General features: G+C 64.0%; 13 protein-coding genes and 2 pseudogenes. 4 read left to right on the top strand and 11 right to left on the bottom strand.

The annotated features are described in order from the left end of the window. Positions 1–108 precede the first annotated feature (108 nt). Entirely contained in the window at positions 109–759 is a 651-nt protein-coding gene (locus DY245_RS42920; protein ID WP_128512541.1) for an HNH endonuclease family protein, read from the bottom strand. Positions 760–980: 221 nt separating this feature from the next. Between DY245_RS42920 and DY245_RS42915 the strand changes: the two genes are divergently transcribed. Together DY245_RS42915 and DY245_RS42910 are read left to right on the top strand one after the other, a co-directional pair. Beyond that, a complete protein-coding gene (locus DY245_RS42915) occupies positions 981–1,487 on the top strand; it encodes a hypothetical protein (protein WP_128512540.1) in 507 nt (168 codons plus the stop codon). Between the two features lie 91 nt (positions 1,488–1,578). Next, a complete protein-coding gene (locus DY245_RS42910) occupies positions 1,579–2,292 on the top strand; it encodes an HNH endonuclease family protein (protein ID WP_128512539.1) in 714 nt (237 codons plus the stop codon). Between the two features lie 151 nt (positions 2,293–2,443). On the opposite strand, the gene DY245_RS42905 is transcribed toward DY245_RS42910, so the two are convergent. The 3 genes from DY245_RS42905 to DY245_RS42895 form a co-directional block, all read right to left on the bottom strand. Continuing rightward, positions 2,444–2,908: a hypothetical protein gene (locus DY245_RS42905; RefSeq protein ID WP_128512538.1), complete on the bottom strand. Its 465-nt coding sequence runs from the start codon at positions 2,906–2,908 to the stop codon at positions 2,444–2,446. Positions 2,909–2,989: 81 nt separating this feature from the next. Next, positions 2,990–4,654, bottom strand: a complete 1,665-nt coding sequence (locus DY245_RS42900) for an alpha/beta hydrolase (protein ID WP_128512537.1) — start codon at positions 4,652–4,654, stop codon at positions 2,990–2,992. A gap of 64 nt (positions 4,655–4,718) precedes the next feature. Next, positions 4,719–5,342 carry a hypothetical protein gene (locus tag DY245_RS42895; protein WP_128512536.1) on the bottom strand — a complete coding sequence of 208 codons (624 nt, stop codon included), beginning with the start codon at positions 5,340–5,342 and terminating at the stop codon, positions 4,719–4,721. Between the two features lie 357 nt (positions 5,343–5,699). On the opposite strand from DY245_RS42895, the pseudogene DY245_RS42890 reads away from it, so the two are divergent. Further along, positions 5,700–6,068 (top strand): annotated as a pseudogene (locus DY245_RS42890) (MBL fold metallo-hydrolase); the annotation flags it as partial. Here the strand turns inward: DY245_RS42890 and DY245_RS42885 are convergent. From DY245_RS42885 to DY245_RS42860, 6 genes and pseudogenes are all read right to left on the bottom strand, one after another. Then, a pseudogene (locus tag DY245_RS42885) lies at positions 6,050–7,304 on the bottom strand (IS256 family transposase). The pseudogenes DY245_RS42890 and DY245_RS42885 overlap by 19 nt on opposite strands. A 252-nt stretch (positions 7,305–7,556) precedes the next feature. Then, positions 7,557–7,883: a DUF1048 domain-containing protein gene (locus DY245_RS42880; RefSeq protein ID WP_128512534.1), complete on the bottom strand. Its 327-nt coding sequence runs from the start codon at positions 7,881–7,883 to the stop codon at positions 7,557–7,559. Position 7,884: 1 nt separating this feature from the next. Then, positions 7,885–8,241 carry a DUF1048 domain-containing protein gene (locus tag DY245_RS42875; protein ID WP_128512533.1) on the bottom strand — a complete coding sequence of 119 codons (357 nt, stop codon included), beginning with the start codon at positions 8,239–8,241 and terminating at the stop codon, positions 7,885–7,887. Then, positions 8,238–8,564, bottom strand: a complete 327-nt coding sequence (locus tag DY245_RS42870) for a PadR family transcriptional regulator (RefSeq protein ID WP_128512532.1) — start codon at positions 8,562–8,564, stop codon at positions 8,238–8,240. Before DY245_RS42870 ends, DY245_RS42875 begins: the two co-directional genes overlap by 4 nt. Positions 8,565–8,883: 319 nt before the next feature. Then, a complete protein-coding gene (locus DY245_RS42865; protein ID WP_280525060.1) occupies positions 8,884–10,335 on the bottom strand; it encodes an SAV_2336 N-terminal domain-related protein in 1,452 nt (483 codons plus the stop codon). Positions 10,336–10,379: 44 nt separating this feature from the next. Beyond that, positions 10,380–11,756: a VMAP-C domain-containing protein gene (locus DY245_RS42860; RefSeq protein ID WP_128512530.1), complete on the bottom strand. Its 1,377-nt coding sequence runs from the start codon at positions 11,754–11,756 to the stop codon at positions 10,380–10,382. A 265-nt stretch (positions 11,757–12,021) separates the two neighbouring features. Here DY245_RS42860 and DY245_RS42855 point away from each other — a divergent pair, with 265 nt between their 5' ends. Continuing rightward, positions 12,022–12,450 (top strand): hypothetical protein, encoded by a 429-nt coding sequence (locus DY245_RS42855; protein WP_128512529.1) that lies wholly within the window; start codon positions 12,022–12,024, stop codon positions 12,448–12,450. 16 nt (positions 12,451–12,466) lie between these two features. On the opposite strand, the gene DY245_RS42850 is transcribed toward DY245_RS42855, so the two are convergent. After that, positions 12,467–17,515, bottom strand: a complete 5,049-nt coding sequence (locus DY245_RS42850; protein ID WP_128512528.1) for a hypothetical protein — start codon at positions 17,513–17,515, stop codon at positions 12,467–12,469. Positions 17,516–17,619: the final 104 nt, after the last annotated feature.

Raw genomic sequence — 17,619 nt, 5'->3', positions numbered from 1 at the left:
ACGTCGGCGGCACAACCCGTCTCCGGTGGGCGGGAAGAGGCCGGGGCGCACTGTCCTTCGCACGTCGGTGCGCTCCGGCCGCCGTACCCTCCTGGGGCCTTCTGCGTGCTACACCCGCTCGTATTCCACGTCGGTGTTTTCGCAGCCGGCGGCGAGCCTGCGCAGGGCGTTGCGCTCGTCGCGGTCGACGGTCAGGGACCAGCGGAGCTTGGTTCCGACCCAGTCGGCGAGGTAGGGGCACTGGGCGTGTGCGGCCGGCGGCATCCACTGGGCTGGGTCCTGGTCGGCCTTTTGCCGGTTGCTCCTGGCGGTCGCAGCGACCAGGGAGCGTTCGGCGTCGAGGTCGTTGGCGTAGGCCTGGCGGCGGGCGGCGGTCCACTGGGACGCGCCGCTGTCCCAGGCTTCGGCTAGGGGCACCATGTGGTCGATGTCGAGGCCGGAGGGGCCGTCGACGACCTTGTCGTCGTAGTAGGAAAACCAGCTCCCGCCAGTAAGCCTGCAGCCCGGGCCGATGTTCGGCGGGGTGAAGGCTTCGTCGATGAGGACTTCGGCCCGGGTGTTGCAGCCGTCCTTGTCCTCGTCGATCCAGTGCTTGAACTTCGAGCGCTCGTATCCGTCGCGGGACTCGGCGGCTTGGGGGAGGGTTTCGATGGCATCGTGGAGGCTGAGTGTCTCGGCGGCATGCGCGGGGACGGTGGTGGCCAGGGGCAGTAGGGCGAGGGCCGCGGCCGCGAGGGCGCGGGCAGCCGTCTTGATCATGGTCTGTTGATAGCGCCGGCACGCTGGCCGTCGTGTGGAATCCAGATGGCGGTCACTCGGGGGAGTGGGTAGTCATACCGGCCCCGATAAACTCACATAGGTGTCCCTGTTTGACCAGCTGAAGGCAGCAGGCTGCTACTGCATCAGTTCCACGAGATCGATCGCCTGGGGCAGGAAGTCAGTGCGCGGCTGCGGGTTCAGTCCGCCGACAGGAGGCCCCGGTGACCCGTGACGAGGTGCTCAAGGAGCTGAGCCGTATCGCCCACGAGAGAGCGTTCGGCGGATACATCGGGTCCGACACCCTCATTCAGATCGGTCTGGACGCATTGCTTGCCGGGGTCGAGAGTGAGTCCCTTGCGATGCTGGCCGGCCTCGGGCGCAACGAAGAGCTCGAGGCGCCTGACCTCCTCGAGCGGGTCCTGTATGAGCTGGGGCTCGACGTCGACGTTCCCGCTGATCCACGGGCAGCGAGGTGGGCCCTGGCCTACTGGGTCGCTGGTCAGATGGTGGACGGGTCCCTCGCCCCTGCGGTCGGCGCCTTCCGGATCTGGCGTGACGTCGCCTGGGACCTCGATTACCCCGACGCGCTGCAGCCGCTCGTCGTATGCGCGTACAACCTCGACGACTGGGACGATAACTGGGACGTACCCGTCGAAAAGATCAAGAGCGACGCGATCGAGGCAGCCGCACATTTCCTGAACCAGAAACCACCGACCGAGCACGACTGACTCCCAGCTCCGGCCTCAGTTGACGCACCCCGACGTGATGGGTAGACCCATAGAGCTGTCATCACCTCACCGCGCCTGACCTGGGAGCTCTATGTACTCCGCACGCCACCTCGCCGCTGCCTTGGCCTGCCCGCTGTTGATGGTGTCCGCGGCCGCGTGCACTCCCGACACATCCCGTCAGGATGCGAAGACGTCGCCGTCGCCGAGCGCGAGCTCGTCCGACGGCAAGAGCAACGGTGCTCTATGGCTGGTGGACGCGATAGGCCAGCTGCAGGTGGCCCGTGAATTTCGTACCGGCTACGAGCGGGACAAGTTCCGTCTGTGGACCGACGCCGACCACGATGGCTGCGACACACGCAAGGAAGTCCTCATCTCCGAGGCCGTCGTCAAGCCCCGCCAGGGCAAGAACTGCAGGCTCACCGGCGGCAAGTGGCGCTCCTACTACGACGACAAGACCGTTACCGACGCGCGTAAGCTCGACATTGACCACGTCGTACCTCTGGCCGAAGCGTGGGACTCTGGCGCCTCGAAATGGACGCCCGAGCGCCGCGAACGATACGCCAACGACCTGGGCGCCGACCGCAGCCTCGTCGCCGTCAGCCTCGGGGAAAACCGCACCAAGGGCGACAAGGACCCGGCCGAGTGGATGCCGCCCGCCAAGGACGCTACCTGCACCTACGCCACCGACTGGGTCGCCGCCAAACTCCGGTGGAAGCTGACCGCAGACCGCGCCGAGGTCAAAGCGTTGCGTACGGTCGCGGCTGGCTGCACGGATGTGACGGTGAAGTACACATCGGCGCCGTAGACCACCGCCCTTGCGCGCGATGGCGGCGTTGTCGTGGTGGGGGAGTTCCGCGCCCGAACCGCAGAGAGAAGCGCGCACCCGACCTCCTCCAGCGCGACGGAATCCGCGCTTGGGTCGGCGTCCTCAGGCCGTCGGATGTCGACGGCGCGCCTCAGAATTTCTGCTGCTTGGCGCCCGGGGGCAGGAAGCAGGGGGTGCTGACGGAGAAGCGCAGTAGGTTGGGGGGCTTTACGGAGTCCGCGATGAGGCTGAAGTGTTCCTTGTTGTGGAAGCCATGGAGGAGAACTTCGGGGCGGGCAGGCCGTTCTTCGTAGCTCGTGATCTCCACCCCGTGCTGTTTGAGCGCTGTGCGTACCTTGCGTACGGCTTCGATGTGGTCCTTCTGCGGGAGGTGTGCGTACACGGCGTAGGTGAGGGTGAAGCGTCCGTCGTCGGCGACCTCGTCGTTGCGGCCGATGCACTCCTCGAACGACTCGCGGGGAGCAGGGTCGTTTGAGATCTTTGTTTCAGCGTAGTGAGCCATGGCTGCGGTGTACTGCTTGGCCCATGCCAGAGCGTCCGCACGGCTCTTGCGGGGCAGCGGCTTGTTGAGGTCATCGTCTGGTTGCTGAGACACGCAGCCTCCGGTCAGGAGAACGGCCAGGACGGCCAGGAGAGTGGGACGGAACAGGGGGAGTCGGAGCTTCGGCATAGATGCTCACTGCTGGAAGGCGGGCCCACCGGGCCCGACGGGCACGACGGGCGTCACGGGCTTGTCTTGGCGCTTTGAGGGGTGCTGACCGGCGATGACCTTTCCTTGGTTGTCGAGACTATCGCTGCGGTCGTTCCAGTAGCCGCTGTGGCCGTGCGTATCGACCTTGAAGCGGGTGCCGCCGAAGTCGCTCTTGTTCGGGGTGGTGCCCAGCGACATATCCGCAGCATTGCGGATGGGGTCGTCCTCGGCGACACCAGTGTAGAAGCGGTCTGGGTCGATGTTGAGGTCCTTGGCGTGGTCCACGCCCATGCCCGGACTGCCAACAACGCAGATGTTGTCAGCGTCCAGACCACCGTTCTTCGATGCCGCGATTCCCACCACTGTTGTGCCGTAACTATGGCCGAGCACCGTCATGTTGGCCCGGTCGCCGCCTTCATGAGAAGCCCGCAGACCGTGTGTGAAGTTACGCAGGTCGGGCCCGGCGGACTCGGCTCGCCCCTTGCCGGCGACGTCGACATTTCCCGCCTCGGAGACTGGGATCTCGGGTGCGTCGTATCCCAGCCAGTAGACCATCGAGGTCTTTGCTGACGGGTCGGCGTTCTCTGCGGAGCGCTGGAGTTTGCTAAGGCGCCCGAGCTGTCCATCGGTGGACTCCATGGTTGTGGCGGTGCCCGGTACCTGGACGCCGACGTTGTCAGCGGTATCCGGATTGCCCATGGCGATGACGGCCTTCCCGTCGCCGGCGGAGTCGTAGTTGAGGACGTAGAGCTTCTTATGGCCCTCGGCGCCGTCTCGTTTGTCGAGCTCCCGCTGGAGCGTCAGCATGTTGTTGAGCCGCTTGTTGTATTCATCGGTGGAGTACTTGTCGTGGTACTCGTAGTTCTCCATCGCGCTGAGCTCCTGCTCCAGGGCGAGGCGGTTGGCATCGTCGCGCACTGTTGAGGGCAACCCGTCGGTCCGTCCGATGATCTCCGGGTGCAGTGCCGCGTAGGCCTCCCGCTGACTCTCCGGCAGGTTCTTCCACCATTCCGCGGCGTCCTTCGGATCGTGTGGCGGATAGGGCTTGCCCAGCTCGGTGTGCATGTCTTTCGAGGCCTGCTTCACATCATCGCGTGCCTCACCCGCCGCGTCGTCGATGTTGCCCTGCAGGATCTCACCGGTCAGCTCGTACAGCGCTTTGGCCCCCTCATCGCTGGCCTTGCGTGCCTTGCCCACCGCATCATTGATCTCGCTCTGGTAGTAATCGAGCTTCGCGAGCTGATCGTTCCGCTCCTGCTGCGTGACGTCAGCAGTCGGATCCTCACTGCCTTCGGGAGGCCAGACACGCCCCTCATCGTCGACGGTGAAGTGATCCGCCTCCAGCTCCCTCACCCCGCTACGCAGCCGCTCCTGCGCCAGCATCATCTTGGCCCGGGCGATGCCCAACGCCTCCGAAATAGCCATCGCCTCGGTACGCACGACGCCGAAGCGAGATTCGAGGTTCTCCAAATAGTTGAGAGCGGCGTCCGCGTCGTCGCCCTTCCAGTGAGCGTGCAACGGACCGCTGACCTTAGACCTGTGCCGTGCGTCGAGCTCGTCCATGGCCGTAGAGAGCTGATGCCATGCCTTCTCGGCGGCTTCACTGTCAGAGAAGTCCTGCCTCAGCAGGCGCGTGTAGTCAGAAGCCATGTCCGTAGTCCCCCGTTGTTGCGTTTATCGTGACTGTTCCCTGAGCCCCCGCACACGGTGCCGGCTAACCGAAGGGCGAATCAGAGCCGACCTGAGGCGACCCTTGGTGGCCGTCGCGAGTGGTCGCGCCGGTGACACCGGGTTCATATACAGGCGTCACGGGCTTGGCATCGAGCATGTCGTCCACGGAGGGAGCCTTGGTGCCAGGGACCGGTGGCTGGTACGCGCCGCCTGACGGGAAGTCGGGCGATGGGGAAGCGAAGCCGGGGTCCGGCAGCGTCTTCCCGGCCGGTGAGGGCTGCCAGGTGTAGCCCACAGCCGAGGACACGCCAGGCCCCGCGGGGCTGGACATAGCAGTGTCAGGCGTTTTCTCGAAATCATGCGACACGAGGTCATCGTTCCACTCGTGTCCGCTGGCTGAGGCGCGTAGGTTGGCGGCGCCCGCCCTCGCACGGTCGCGGATACCGTCCAAGGACGGCCGCCATGTCTCAGTGAGGGAGTGCAACGCAGCGGCGATCGACCAGCCGTCGAGCGACTCCGCCGCCGCTTGGTTGTCGGAGAGGGCCTTGCTGTTCTTGCCCTTCATGTCGTCTGCAATGGCGTCCTCGGCCTGTGCAGCAGACCGCAGTTCCGTAGGGTCAACAACCGTCTTTCCCGACACAGAGCCCCCGTTCTTCTTTCCGTTCACTCACCCTTGGTGAGAACATCACTCGAAGATACCAATGCTCTGACGTGTAGTTCTCGACCGTAGGGAACGGCTGGGCCGAAGCACGCGGTCAGCCCGCAGTTTCCCTCCGTTGCACCCAGCACCTCGTGCTGTATCGGCCATGTTCATGACGCAATACCGTCGCCCCGGACTACCGCCTGAACCGTTCGGGGATGCTGGACGCCGCGTAGCTGACCCAGAAGTTGGCAGAGCTGACCCGCGGCCTGGCATCCCAGCATCGGCTGAAGGCTCACGATATTGGGACGGTCCGGCACTCCGCCTGAGCACAGACCCGGGTAGCCGCGCCGGCAGAACCCCACTGTCAGGCCGTTTCCGGCGGCTCGCGCGGTAGCGCACGGCATCCCGGCCTTCGTCCTGCGCGTCGAGACGGCAGGCCGGTCGTTGGTCTACTCCGGGGATACGGCACCCTGCCCCGGCCTCACGAGCCTGGCGGATGGGTGCGACGTACTGCTGTGCGAGGCCGAGAGCGCACAGGTGCCAACCGAGGGCCAACAGGTTCACCACACGCCCGAAGACACCGGCGACACGGCCAGTGCGGCCCGGGCAGGACGGTTGATCATCACGCATGTCGGTCGTTTCCTCACCCCGCAGCAGGCGGTAGCCCGTGCCTCGGCACGGTTCGGCGGCCCCATCGATTACGCCGCACCCGGTGCCGGTTTCTCGGTTGGTCAAGCAGCGGCGGATTGAGGGCGTTCAACGAGCTGGCCACGTTCGAAACGGGCTCCGGCGCGGACGAGGGCGACGAGGTGGGGTGCGTTCACGGCTCGCCAGCGAGCCTGAGCCGACTCGACCAGCTTGAACACCATCGCCAGGGCGGCCGCTCTGCTGCCCGCACCCTTGGTGACCTTCGTCCGCAGCCGCACGGTCGCGAAGGTCGACTCGATCGGGTTCGTGGTTCGCAGGTGGATCCAGTGCTCGGTGGGGAAGTCGTAGAAGGCCAGCAACTCGGCCTCGTCGGTGACGTTCTTCTTGACGGCCTTGGGGAACTTCGCCCCGTACTGCTGGGCGAACGTCTTGATCGCCTCAGCCGCGTGCTCCTTGTCCTCGGCGTTGTAGATGTCCTGGATGGCCTTCTTCGCCGCGGGCTGGGCCGACTTGGGCAGACTGTCCAGCACATTGGCCGTTTTGTGGACCCAGCACCGCTGATGGCGGGTGGCCGGGAAGACCTCGTTCAGCGCGTTCCAGAAGCCGAGCGCGGCATCACCGACTGCCAGGACGGGAACATGCATGCCCCGGCGGGCGCAGTCCCGCAGCAGATTCGCCCAGGACTCCGACGATTCGCGGTAGCCGTCCGTCATCGCGATCAGTTCCTTGGTGCCGTCCGCCCGCACGCCCATCACCACCAGCACGGCGGCCTTGGCCTCTTCCAGGCGTATGCGCAGGTGGATGACGTCGGCCCAGACGTAGACGTAGTCCGTGGCGGACAGGTCACGCTCACCGAATGCCTTGTGGTCGGCCTGCCACTGCGTGGTCAGCCGGGTGACCGTGGCCGGTGAGAGGCCGGCCGACGACCCGAGGAACTGCTCGAGTGCGGGCACGAAGTCGCCCGACGACAGGCCGTGCAGGTAGAGCAGCGGCAGCACCTCGCTGATCTTCGGGGACTTGCGGCACCAGGGCGGCAGGATCGCCGAGGAGAACCGCTTGCGCTCGCCCGACTGCCCGTCGATCCGCTTGTCGTTGACCCGCGGAGCCCGCACCTCGACGGTTCCGGCAGCGGTGGTGACCTTCCGCGGCAGGTGGTGACCGTTGCGGACCACGAGCCGACGCCCCCGCTCATCCTTCTCATGGGCCAACTCAGCTATGTATGCGTCGACTTCGGCCTCCAGGGCGGCGGCCAGCATTCGCCTTGCGCCTTCCCGGACGATCTCGTCGATCAGAGACCCGTCTCGCGTCGAACTTGTCGTCGGTGACTACCGTGAGCATGGGTGTACCTTCCCCGCCGGCGCTGCGAACGCCGGTCTACTCGGTGACCTTCAATCGATCACTCGGGAAGGTACGCCCTTCACGTTCCGACCCGAGTCCGATCCACAGGTACTGAGCATTGCTCCAGCACCCCCTCGACTTGCTGCTCAAGCGACAGATCGTCGACGAAGCGGGCATCTCCGAAGCGATTCCGTAATGAACAAGCTCAGCGGCTGACCGGATGCGCTGAGCCACCGACCAAATCGACGGGTGTTACTTCTCGGCTGTGCCGGGCTCCCCGCTGATGGACTCCTGATAGATGTCCGCGTTGGTGCGCGAGTCCTTGACCAGGTCGTCGCAGAAGGCAGCGACGTCGTTGCCGATGAGTTCCAGGACTCCCTTGCCGGCCGCCACGCCCTCCTCGAAGAAATCGACAATCCCTGAGAGCAGGTGCCCGTCAGGCAAGTCGATCGGTCCGACCTTGAAGAGGTACCTCTGCATCTCCTTGTAGACGATCTGGTAGTCCGGCGGCAGCGCCTGGACCCGCGCCATGTGCGCCCGCCACTGCTTCTTGCCCCGGATGATGTCTTGGATGCCCACGTCAGCCTCCTAGCTGGCCCAGTTTCTTTGCGACGTTCCTGTTCAACTGCTCGCGCCACCGGTCGCGATAGCTCCGGGCCCCTTCTCCGCCGGTCAGCGCCGCGCAGAAGCCATCGATGTCGTCGCCGAGCACCTCGTGAATGCTCTGCCCATCCGCCGCTGTTTCTTCGAGCAGCCCCAGGGCGCCACCAAGAATCGGCATCAGGTTGCGACCCGTGAAGCCCGAGTAGGGGGAGACGTGAACCTTGATCTGTTCCCACGCCGCCCGGTAGTCGGCCGGCAATGCCTCGGCCCGGGTTTCGAACGCCTTGCATTCCCTCGTGAGGTCGCTGCCCGTAATGGTTTCCCAGAAGTTCATCGCCCGCCCTCCTTGAGCTTGTCGATTCGTGATGAGAGGTACTCCCATTTCGCCCAGAACGTCGCGAGTTCTTCGCGCCCTGCGTCGTTGAGCGCAAAGAACTTGCGCGGTGGACCCAGTCCGGATGGTCGTTTCGTCACCTGGACGAGCCCGTTCCTCTCCAGTCGCAGCAAGATGGTGTAGATCGTCCCCTCGACGACGTCGGCGAAGCCAAGTTCGTTCAGCCGACGCGTGATGGCGTACCCGTAGGTCTCCTCGCTGCCGATGATTTGAAGCACGCAGCCCTCAAGCGTGCCCTTCAGCATCTCCGTCAGATCGTCCATCGCGGGTCCTCTTCGGTCTCCTGGTACTACGTAGTACCAAGTACCACTACACGGTATCACGGAGTAGTGGACCATGCCTGGCAAGCGGGGGCCCATGTCCTCGCCTACCGACAGATGGCCGCCATGACCGCAGCGGTTCGATCTCCAAAGTGGCGTCTCCGAGCGCCCACCAACAACCGAGGGCTTCCATGGCTCGACCGAACAGCGAGCGAATCAGATCAAACCGCCAACTAGCCACATGAGGAGGGATATTGGACACAGCTTCTCGGACCTTAAAGAACAAGCTGAGGCAACCCGAAGATCATTTACGGGACAGCCCTTAGGGATTGGCCGCTGTGGCCCGTCGTTGCTCGGTTTCGAACTCGTCGACCTTTGTACGTAGCCGTTCTGCTGCTTCGCGGTGAGGCGTGGAGGCGCCTGAGAGGGCGGTGAGCACGGCGCATTCGACGCGGAGGTAGGGGAGAGTCTCGGCCGTGATGCCGGGAGGGAACGCTGTGGCAGGGTTTTTGACTCTTTGGGTGATGCCGCGGATGGCCGGCACGTGCGGGCCCAGGTAATGATCGAGGAGGGCGACGACGCGTCGGGTCTTCGCGGATTCCCCGAGAGACAGCAGTTTTTCTCGCACGTCGGGGGTGAAGTCGAATACCACCTGGTCGTGCGGGTCACTATGTTCCGCACTGTTCTCCATGGTGACAAGAAGTCCGCTGGTGAGGACGGCGGCCAGGTCGCCAGGACTTGCGGCGGGCAGGAGTTCGGCGGCCAAGAGCTGCATGATGTGGCGGTTGAGCGGGGCGGCGGCCAGGAGTACGGCGAGGCTGAAGGCGTTCTCGGAGGCGGCGGTGCGGAACTCCCCGATGCTCTGTTCAGGACTGGCAACAGCGTCTGGCGCAGGGCTGGGGGTGGGCACCAACCCAGCAGTCGCCGACGGCGGTGGAATCTCTAGCACCTGCTGGTGCACCAACAGCCGGGACGTCATCAGCCGAACCCATTGGTCCAGCCATCGTTTCCGTATTTCCAGTACCGGAACCAAAACCTTGTGCCGGTCTCGCTCCAGCCCCCCGCCCTCCCCAGCAGAAGGCGGCACGGCCTCGGGGGGCGCGACCTCCAGAGCGCTGTTGGAACAGCCCGGCTCTCGAGCGCGCAGCTGATGGGGCCGGGCGTGAATGCCCGACAAGTACCAGTCGTGGTGGGGGAGCACGTGCAGGATTGCCACGGTGTGGTTCTGGGCCCACGCGCGAAGATCGTTCCAGATCAGTCCACGCTTCCATGCAGCGCCGACAGCATCTGTGAGGACGAAGATCGTCTTTTGGCGATGGGGCGGTGCAGGCAGACCAAGCCCGAGTTTGTTCACCGCAGGGCGGTCAAAAAGCTCCGGGTACGTTGACGAGGGCTGGCTGCGCAGCTTGACGATGTGGACGTCATTGAAAATTGGCAGTTCACAGGCACACGCGGCGAAAGCGTTGACGGTCGGGTACCAGGCGGACATCGAAAGGCCGGTGTCGACCACAAGGATCAGCTCGCGTACCGGGAGGTCTGACACCGGAGGACAGACCGGTCCAGGTGCCGAGGGTATGGCATAAGCGTCCTGGGGCGTTTTGCAGAAATCCGCTAGCTCCGGGTGCAGTTGACTCAGCGCATACAGAGCGCTGACCGACGCTTCGGCGGCAGGAAGAGGAAGGGAGGAAGGCCACCCTTCCGGCGCTGGCGCGAAGACCTTCCGGGAAGCAGCGAGATGCCCCGGGCCGCGTAGCTGGGCAGGCGTGACGGGCATGGCGGGGGCAGCGGTGATGAGCCATGTCGCGGCCTCAGGCGTACTCACAGGGTGGGAACCTCATCCGGAGCGACGAGCGGCTTGAGCACCGGCAGCGGACGGTCGGGGTCATCCCACAGCAAAGTCACTTCGCGCAGGAGCTCTGCCTCGTCTCCCAGCGGTCCCGGTGACAAATGGATTTCGCCAATCCTGCTCGGAAGGTCTTTGAGAGGGCCGCTGTGGATGAAGTTCTGCACGGATTCGCGAAAAGGCTTGGAGCAATTCTGGCGGTGCCACAAGATCGCCGGGACACCGGAGCGAATGGCCTCCATGAGCTCTTTGCGGCCGTCTTCCACGTCAGGGGGGGAGCTCAGTACAAGTGGTTCCCTCGACTGCCGCTCGTCGTCTGCCAGGTCACGGCGACTGGTGCAGGGCGAGGCATCTTCGCGCATAAGGCGTGTCCAGCGTTTGCGCCAGGAGGAATGGGAGTCGGGCGATTGAGGTCGGTCAAGACTGCGTACCAGCACGCGGCAGTCCCACTCGACATCCGGCTCGCTCGCCGGCTGGCACCACTCCCACACAGGTTGGTTCACCAATGCCAGCGGCAGCCAGAACTCGACTGTCAGATCAGTGCGTTGGCCAGCGATAAGAGCATGGCGAAGCTTGTTGGCAACAGCCCGGGCAATGTCTGGATGGCGCACCCGTGTGTCGTCGTCCCGCAGCGGAGGCCCGTCGTAGGCGCCTCCCTCCTCGTGCCACACCCGCAGGACGTAGTAGTCGCTCTCCAAGCCATCTGGCATCAGTACGAACATCACCCGACGGCCGGTGGCGTCAGGCAACTGAACCGAGGTGGCTCGTGCTCTGCACTCCCGCAGTGAAGGCACCAGCCCGGATGCCTCTGCGTGATTGAGTGTCCAGCTGCGGATCTGCTCGCCGACGCTGTCACCGACCGCGGCCGCCAGGTACTCAAGGAAGGCCATGAAGGGGGGCAGCCCGTTGGGCAAGGCATTACGTCGCAACAGATGGAGCAGAATGCTCCACGCATGAGTGCAGTGGAGTGGCAAAGGGGCAGCCAGCGGCTGCAGTGAGGCCTGAGCAATGACGTGAACATCGTCGGGCGAGGCCTGACTTAACAGCCTCTCCAGCGCACACAGCTCCCCTTCGGGCAGCCACGTCCGCGCTGACCAGCGGTCGCACAACAGCCGCATCCGCTGAGTGGTGCGCAGATCCCCGGTCAGCGTGCTGACGGCATCCGCCAGCACATCGGCGCCCTCCGCCAGGGCGGTGCATTGCGCCACCAGCTGTGAGAACTGGTCAAGGGAGCGGACTTGGGCATCAGACTCACTGAGCGGATCATCCAGGGACCGGGCGAGCATCCGGACCAGGGCGCGACGCCCCGAGAGAGAGGCAAGACGTGGTGAGCTGGACAACACGTCCACCATCGCCTGCTGCAGAGACGCTGGTGCAGCGACCCCGCTTCCCGGGTCGTTCGGCCGACCTGACTCAGCTGCCGCCATGGCAAAGCCCCCCCAAGGAACTGTCGAACATGCCGGCATCGGCGCCGACCGCCTGACTCCCTTGCCATGACTGTCCAGCAGCAGACGCCGCTAGGCCAAGGAGAAAATGAGATGAGTTTGCGAGCTTGACACCTGCCACATCTTGCTGATTGCGCCCCCGGGGCCGCCTCCGGGCGGAGACAATACGACGATGGGGGACGCGAGCGCGTGGGCAGCATGGGTGGCGGCCGCGACAAGCCTGGCCACCTTGATCGTGACGACGGTGATCGGCGGCCGTCGCGAACACCGAAAGTGGGCGCGCGAGTCGCTCACGGATGCCTTCGTCGCCTTCCTTGAAGCCAGCTGGGCGCACTCCGACATCGTCCGAGACACCCCCGCCGAGCACCCCCTCAACGTCGACACCGCTCAAGCGTTTTACGCCGAGATGCGCAGCCAGCTGACCCGGCTGCGCCTGCTTGCCTCGGAAGAAGTCCTGCAAGCCGGCGAGGATCTTCTGCGGTGCCAGCGCGCAGCCCAGGAAGCCCTGCCGGGCCTTGCCCGGCAGGAAGCACTGGCCACCGCCGCTCGCAGCCGCCGCATTGTGGTGGCTGCGGCCAAACGGGAGATGGGGCTGCCCTAGCCCAGGGGCTTTACGTTCACCGCACATAGCGTCCCAGTCTGTTTTCCGTGCTGTCGTGAATGTGCGTCAGCACGGCCTGTGTCGATGCCGGAAGCTTCCCTGTCTCCAGCTCGCGGCGGGTCCACCTCGCGATGCTGTGAAAGCAGGCTTCGCCCAGACGGTCCCGTGGACCGGGCAGCCAATAGTTGACGATGTTGCGGGCGGCCGCTGACAGCACCGGATCTCCCGGGGACAAAGCAGACAACAGGTCCTGCCAATGACCCCAGTAGCCCAGACCGACCAGACGGGCCCGCTCCAGACTTGGATGCAGTGAGTCGGTCTCGTGCGCCATCCTGTGCAGAGCCTGCTCCGCTGTCTCTGCTTCCAGCATCAGGTCCTCCAGCAATGCCAGACTTCCTAGGTATCCAATGGCCGTGGTGGCGTGCGCTGCCAGTGACACCTGTACCAGACCATGCTCGCCATGTGAGTGGGTAATGATCGTGCTGATGTTGTACTCATTTGCAGCAACCTCATGGACGAACGGCAGAGCCTCGAACAATCCCGCGCTTGCTGCAAGCATCACGAACTGATGAGCAGCTATCCCCTCAGGGCTCTTCGGCTGCAGCGAAAACAACTGCTCCCTCACCGCCGGTGTGAGGATCATCGGCTGGACGAACGGCGCGTCCAGCAGTACATCGACACTGCCGAGCAACGCGGTCAACGAGGGGGAATCGATGCCCTGCTCATCGACGAACAACGCCGTCTCCGCGCGCAGCGGCAGAACGCGGCGCCACGTCGTGCACCACGGCCAGTGCACTGCCTGCTGATCCAGGCCGTGCTCCAACAGCGCTTCTTGCACCTTGAGTGCCAGCCGTAGTCCCAAGTCGTGGTCGAGGGTTCCCGCTGCGGACACCAAGCAGGAGACCGGGTCGATGAAATCCGCTGTGAGCTTGGCCAGAACGGGCTTGAGCAGCCGCTCCAGCACTCCCTGGCCGCCAGGTGACAAGCAGTGGACGAACGCTGCCACGATCGACAGTCTCTTTGCTGACGCCTGAGCACCGACCTCTTCCAGCAGCGGGGCACCCAAGACGCGACCGTCGGACAGCAAACGATGTGCCCCGATTATCGCCAGATGCTCATTGGGCTGCGTGAGCAGGTCCCTCCAGCCATCAGGCCCTGTACCGAACATCTCCTGGTCGAGCAAGGCACCGGCCAAGACGTTCTGGGGAGAGCCGGCTTGCACAGCTCTGGCAGCTTGATCCAGCATCTCCCGCCAGTCGGGGCACTCAGCCAGGCCAGCTCGAAAACGGTAAGCGAGCAGAGACTCGATATCCCCTTCAGCAGCCAGCCGCTTCAGCAAGAACAGACGCTCTTCATTGAGCTCTTCAGCCGCAGCAGTTGCCGCCGTAACCCCCAGCTCCCTGTCGATCTGCGACAACTGCCGTGTGCACGCCTGGGCATATACAGCCCGCAATGCCCTGTTGGGCAGCACCCTCAACTGCGCGAGCGTGTCCCATGCCTGGGAAATCACCTCCCATGAGGCACCGGACTGTTCGAGACGGGACCACGCATAGCCCGCCAGGCTCGTCAGCCCCGCCGCCTGAATGCTGCGCAGAGCCCGGACGACAACAGAGTCCTCCACGCTCACCCCAGGTGCCGGATCAAGCAGGTGACATAGGACCCCTTGCAAGGTGGACGTTGCGTCCGGAACGAACCACTGGTGCATCATCACCAAGCCGTCCAGAGCCGCCTTCACCGCCTGCGGAGCGCTACTTTCGTTGAGCGCCACCTGCTGCAGGACATCCATGGCCGACGGCGCACCGTACTTGGCAAGGGCGTAGGCAGACTGACGCCACGCCGGCCTGCCACTCGCCTCCGAACGCAGCACCGCATGCTGAGCTTCTAAAAACGCCTGCCGCACTCCCGGCACAGCATCCTCAGGAGCCGCCTGCAAGAGCATCGCCCCGTACCAGGGATTCGCTTCCACTGCAGTGCTAAGCACCGCAGCAACTGTCTCCTCATCTGCATGAGGGTCAGCGACCAGGAAGAGAGCCGCGTCCCGCCAACCAAATTTTCGGATACGGTCAGTGACCGAAGGTGGATGGTCTTGCGCATCCTCCAGAAGGACGGACGCTGCACACAGTGCCTGCACCAGGGGGTTGCAGAAGGTGATCCGCGCAGAGTCCTCCTGCACAGCGGTCGTCGACAGCAGCGTCTCCAGATCCTGCTCCGCATCATGACGCGCCGGATCCCCGACGACCTGGACGGCCTCTTCGCGACTCAGCGCCCCAGAATCTCCGAGCTTGCTCACCAGCTTGTTCAGCATCTGCTTCTGCTGAGCAACCGGGATGGCATGCTCCCCCGACTTCAGCATGCGCTCCAGGTACTTGTGGACCAGGATTCCCGGGTTGGAGGGAACCTCGCCGGTATCCACGAAGTGCCTCACCAGCATCTTCAAAAACAGCGGTCGGCCAGCGAGTTCGCGTAACGCCACAGCTGCAGGGTCTTTGAAGAGCAGCTCTTCCAGCTGAGCGAATTCCGCCTGCCACGTGGCCGGGTGTCTCTTGCGCAGCTCATCGGCTATGAAGGTGCGCGCAGGCAACTCCCGGACCTTGTGTAGCACGACAGCCGGCCACCCGAAGACCTCAGGCTGATAATCTCCACCACGCTGGCACACTACGATGCGCATCTGTGGGTGTTTGACGTGAAGCTCCTTGAGCCAAGCCGTCACACCTCTTCGACGCCGCAGCTCAACTTTGTGCAGATCGTCCACCGTCAGGTGAACGGCCCCAATTTCCAAGAGGCGCTCCAGCCGCCCTTGCGATACCTCATCCGGAAGCTGAATCAGGCCACGAAGGATCTTGGAAGGGGTCAACTCTGAAGCCGCGTGCAGCTCAATACTCAGCTGCACCGCGCTGACAGACAACGGGAGACAGCACGGGGTACCGGCGGTCTTCGCTGGATCTGCGTTCTTGGAGAACGCGTTCATCATGCGCATCTTCAGCTCGCGGGTCACCACGCTCTTCCCCGACCCCGAGTCAGCCACCAGAACCACAACATCATGCTGTGCCAGGAGACGTAAGCAGCTCTTGGGAGCTACGGTCAAAGCCCCTTCGCCCTGCTGGACGTAGGGTTCTCCCGGGGCCAGTACACGCCCCTCAAGGGGGATGTAAGTGAAGTCATGGTAGTGCTGAGAGCTGTCGAACTCCTTGTTCCTGCAGTGACGTTGCAGTTCCTCGAACGCCGATGCCAGCGGACCGCTGAACAGACGCTCCATCGCCCGCCTTGCCGCCGAGCCCGCCTTCCGTGGCCGTTCGATACCTTCAGCCACCAAGGCGGCAGTCAGCAGATCAGCGGACGGCCAGCTGAGCTCATCGGAGTGCTCCAGCAGCATCTCGCGAGCGATCCGTGCCTGGTTGGCGCTCCACTGGTCAAAGAGGGTGCTGAATCCGGGGCCGAGACACTCTGAAGCTACTCCGGCAACCGCGGTGGAGGCACCGACCTGATGCTCGGACTGTCGAGAAGACTCCCACTTGAACGTGCGACAGGCCGCCAAGGTCAAGTGCTGAAAATAATGCCTGGGCCATGCCTCGCGGTCATCGACTGGCACGGTCTTCCAGATGCCCAGCCGGAGCGCCCACAACAGCGCTAGGCAACGACTCAGGACAGGCGCATCCTCGCGGACTGATTCCACCAAAAATGCCGCAGCCGAGGCCACCGCGTCAGCTCCCCAGAGGGGAATGACAATGGTGAGCAATGCTAAGTACCGCTGCAACCTCACCAGGTCAGCCCAGGACAGGAAGGGCGATACGCAGTCCCGGAGGGTGCATACCTCCATCCACGCCAGGTCGGAGAGCAGATAACTGTCCTGCTCAAAGGACGCAAAGTCGATCAAGTACGGATTCTTGTCGCAGAACATGATGTTGCGTGGATTGAGGTCGCCGTGAACTTGCGATCTTGTCCTCGCTTCAACGGAGGCTGAAAGGACGCTGAGCAGCGCCTTCATGGGGTGCTCCACCGTTGTTCCGTCGTACTGCAGCAAACCTTCCGTCTCGGTGAAGTCGCCCTTCGCCAGCAGACAGGACGCGTAGAGATCCGACCAGCGCTGGGACCGGGTGTACTGAACCGTCCCGTACACATCGAGAGGCCGCTCGCCGATCAGGTCGGCCACGTCAGTCCGATCACCTACTCCGCCAGTCAGCTCGACGTGCACTCGAAGGGTGTTGAACTGACCTGACACCACCGAGCCCTCTACCTTGGCCTTGCGCAACATCAGGCGGGCCTTGTCCCCCTTGGCCAGACTGCGGCCGATACCTGGAGGCGAGGTGGATGCTTGCAAGAGCTCGGTAGAAGTCACCGCAGGCTTCTCGAGATCCTTCGCACCGGGGTTTCCGTCTATGAGTCGAACCGGTCCTTGGCCTTCCGCGTCGATCTCATCGACCTTCAGCACCGCATTGGGGCCAAGACTCCAGTTCTCCTGCCCCAATAATTGTTCCGACGCCGAGGAGGCGTTCCGGTAGAGCTTGTTCCTGAGCGTACTCATCATTGCCGAAAGGGCCGCCACGCCCTGACCAGTCGACTCTGGATCCTCAATCGCTTCGACCACCACGTCTTCCAGTGACCGGAGAGTCCCCTCGGTGTTCTGATCGCGGTCCCGCACATGCGCATAGACCACCACATGTTGTTTGAAGTCCACCGCATACTGCTTGTCGATCACAGACCGACTCACAGCCACGATCGGCACGTAAAGGGTGTCGTCGTGTTTCCTCGCCAAGGCGTTGAAAGCTGTCCACTCTTTCATGGCCTCGTCATGGCGCATCAGCTTTGCGACCTGAAGGAAGCTGGCGGCCTTCTTTACGCTGACCTCGATCTCCAGGACTTCCGAACCACTGCGCCCACCAGCAAGCCTCCGCAGCACCGTGACCGTGTGAACACCACCAGGCCAGTACCCCTTCGGCGGATCCTCGCCCTCCTCGACGGTGACGTCGCTCTCCAACACGGCGACATCGCACAGAGCATCGATGATGTACGGCTGATCATCAAGATCGATACCACACGTGGGAGCGAACTCAACCTGTGGAACCATATGTGCCCCCCGAACTCACCCGCAGTCGGCCCATCGCTGGCGCTTGCTCTGCGTAGTGCCCCCTTAGCAGAGCGAGAGTGTAGCGATAAGTACGCCCGCGCGTA

Source organism: Streptomyces inhibens (genome assembly GCF_003389455.1).
GTDB classification, from domain to species: domain Bacteria; phylum Actinomycetota; class Actinomycetes; order Streptomycetales; family Streptomycetaceae; genus Streptomyces; species Streptomyces inhibens.
Note: the sequence above shows the minus strand (reverse complement) of the source record. Positions and strands in the feature narration are given on the sequence as shown.

What these genes read in the sequence shown, in the direction of transcription:
- DY245_RS42855 (WP_128512529.1), top strand. Translation starts at nt 12,022, where the DNA reads ATGGGGGACGCGAGCGCGTGGGCAGCATGGGTGGCGGCCGCGACAAGC.
- DY245_RS42865 (WP_280525060.1), bottom strand. Translation starts at nt 10,335, where the DNA reads ATGCCCGTCACGCCTGCCCAGCTACGCGGCCCGGGGCATCTCGCTGCT.
- DY245_RS42900 (WP_128512537.1), bottom strand. Translation starts at nt 4,654, where the DNA reads ATGGCTTCTGACTACACGCGCCTGCTGAGGCAGGACTTCTCTGACAGT.
- DY245_RS42870 (WP_128512532.1), bottom strand. Translation starts at nt 8,564, where the DNA reads ATGGACGATCTGACGGAGATGCTGAAGGGCACGCTTGAGGGCTGCGTG.
- DY245_RS42875 (WP_128512533.1), bottom strand. Translation starts at nt 8,241, where the DNA reads ATGAACTTCTGGGAAACCATTACGGGCAGCGACCTCACGAGGGAATGC.
- DY245_RS42860 (WP_128512530.1), bottom strand. Translation starts at nt 11,756, where the DNA reads ATGGTGGACGTGTTGTCCAGCTCACCACGTCTTGCCTCTCTCTCGGGG.
- DY245_RS42920 (WP_128512541.1), bottom strand. Translation starts at nt 759, where the DNA reads ATGATCAAGACGGCTGCCCGCGCCCTCGCGGCCGCGGCCCTCGCCCTA.
- DY245_RS42850 (WP_128512528.1), bottom strand. Translation starts at nt 17,515, where the DNA reads ATGGTTCCACAGGTTGAGTTCGCTCCCACGTGTGGTATCGATCTTGAT.
- DY245_RS42910 (WP_128512539.1), top strand. Translation starts at nt 1,579, where the DNA reads ATGTACTCCGCACGCCACCTCGCCGCTGCCTTGGCCTGCCCGCTGTTG.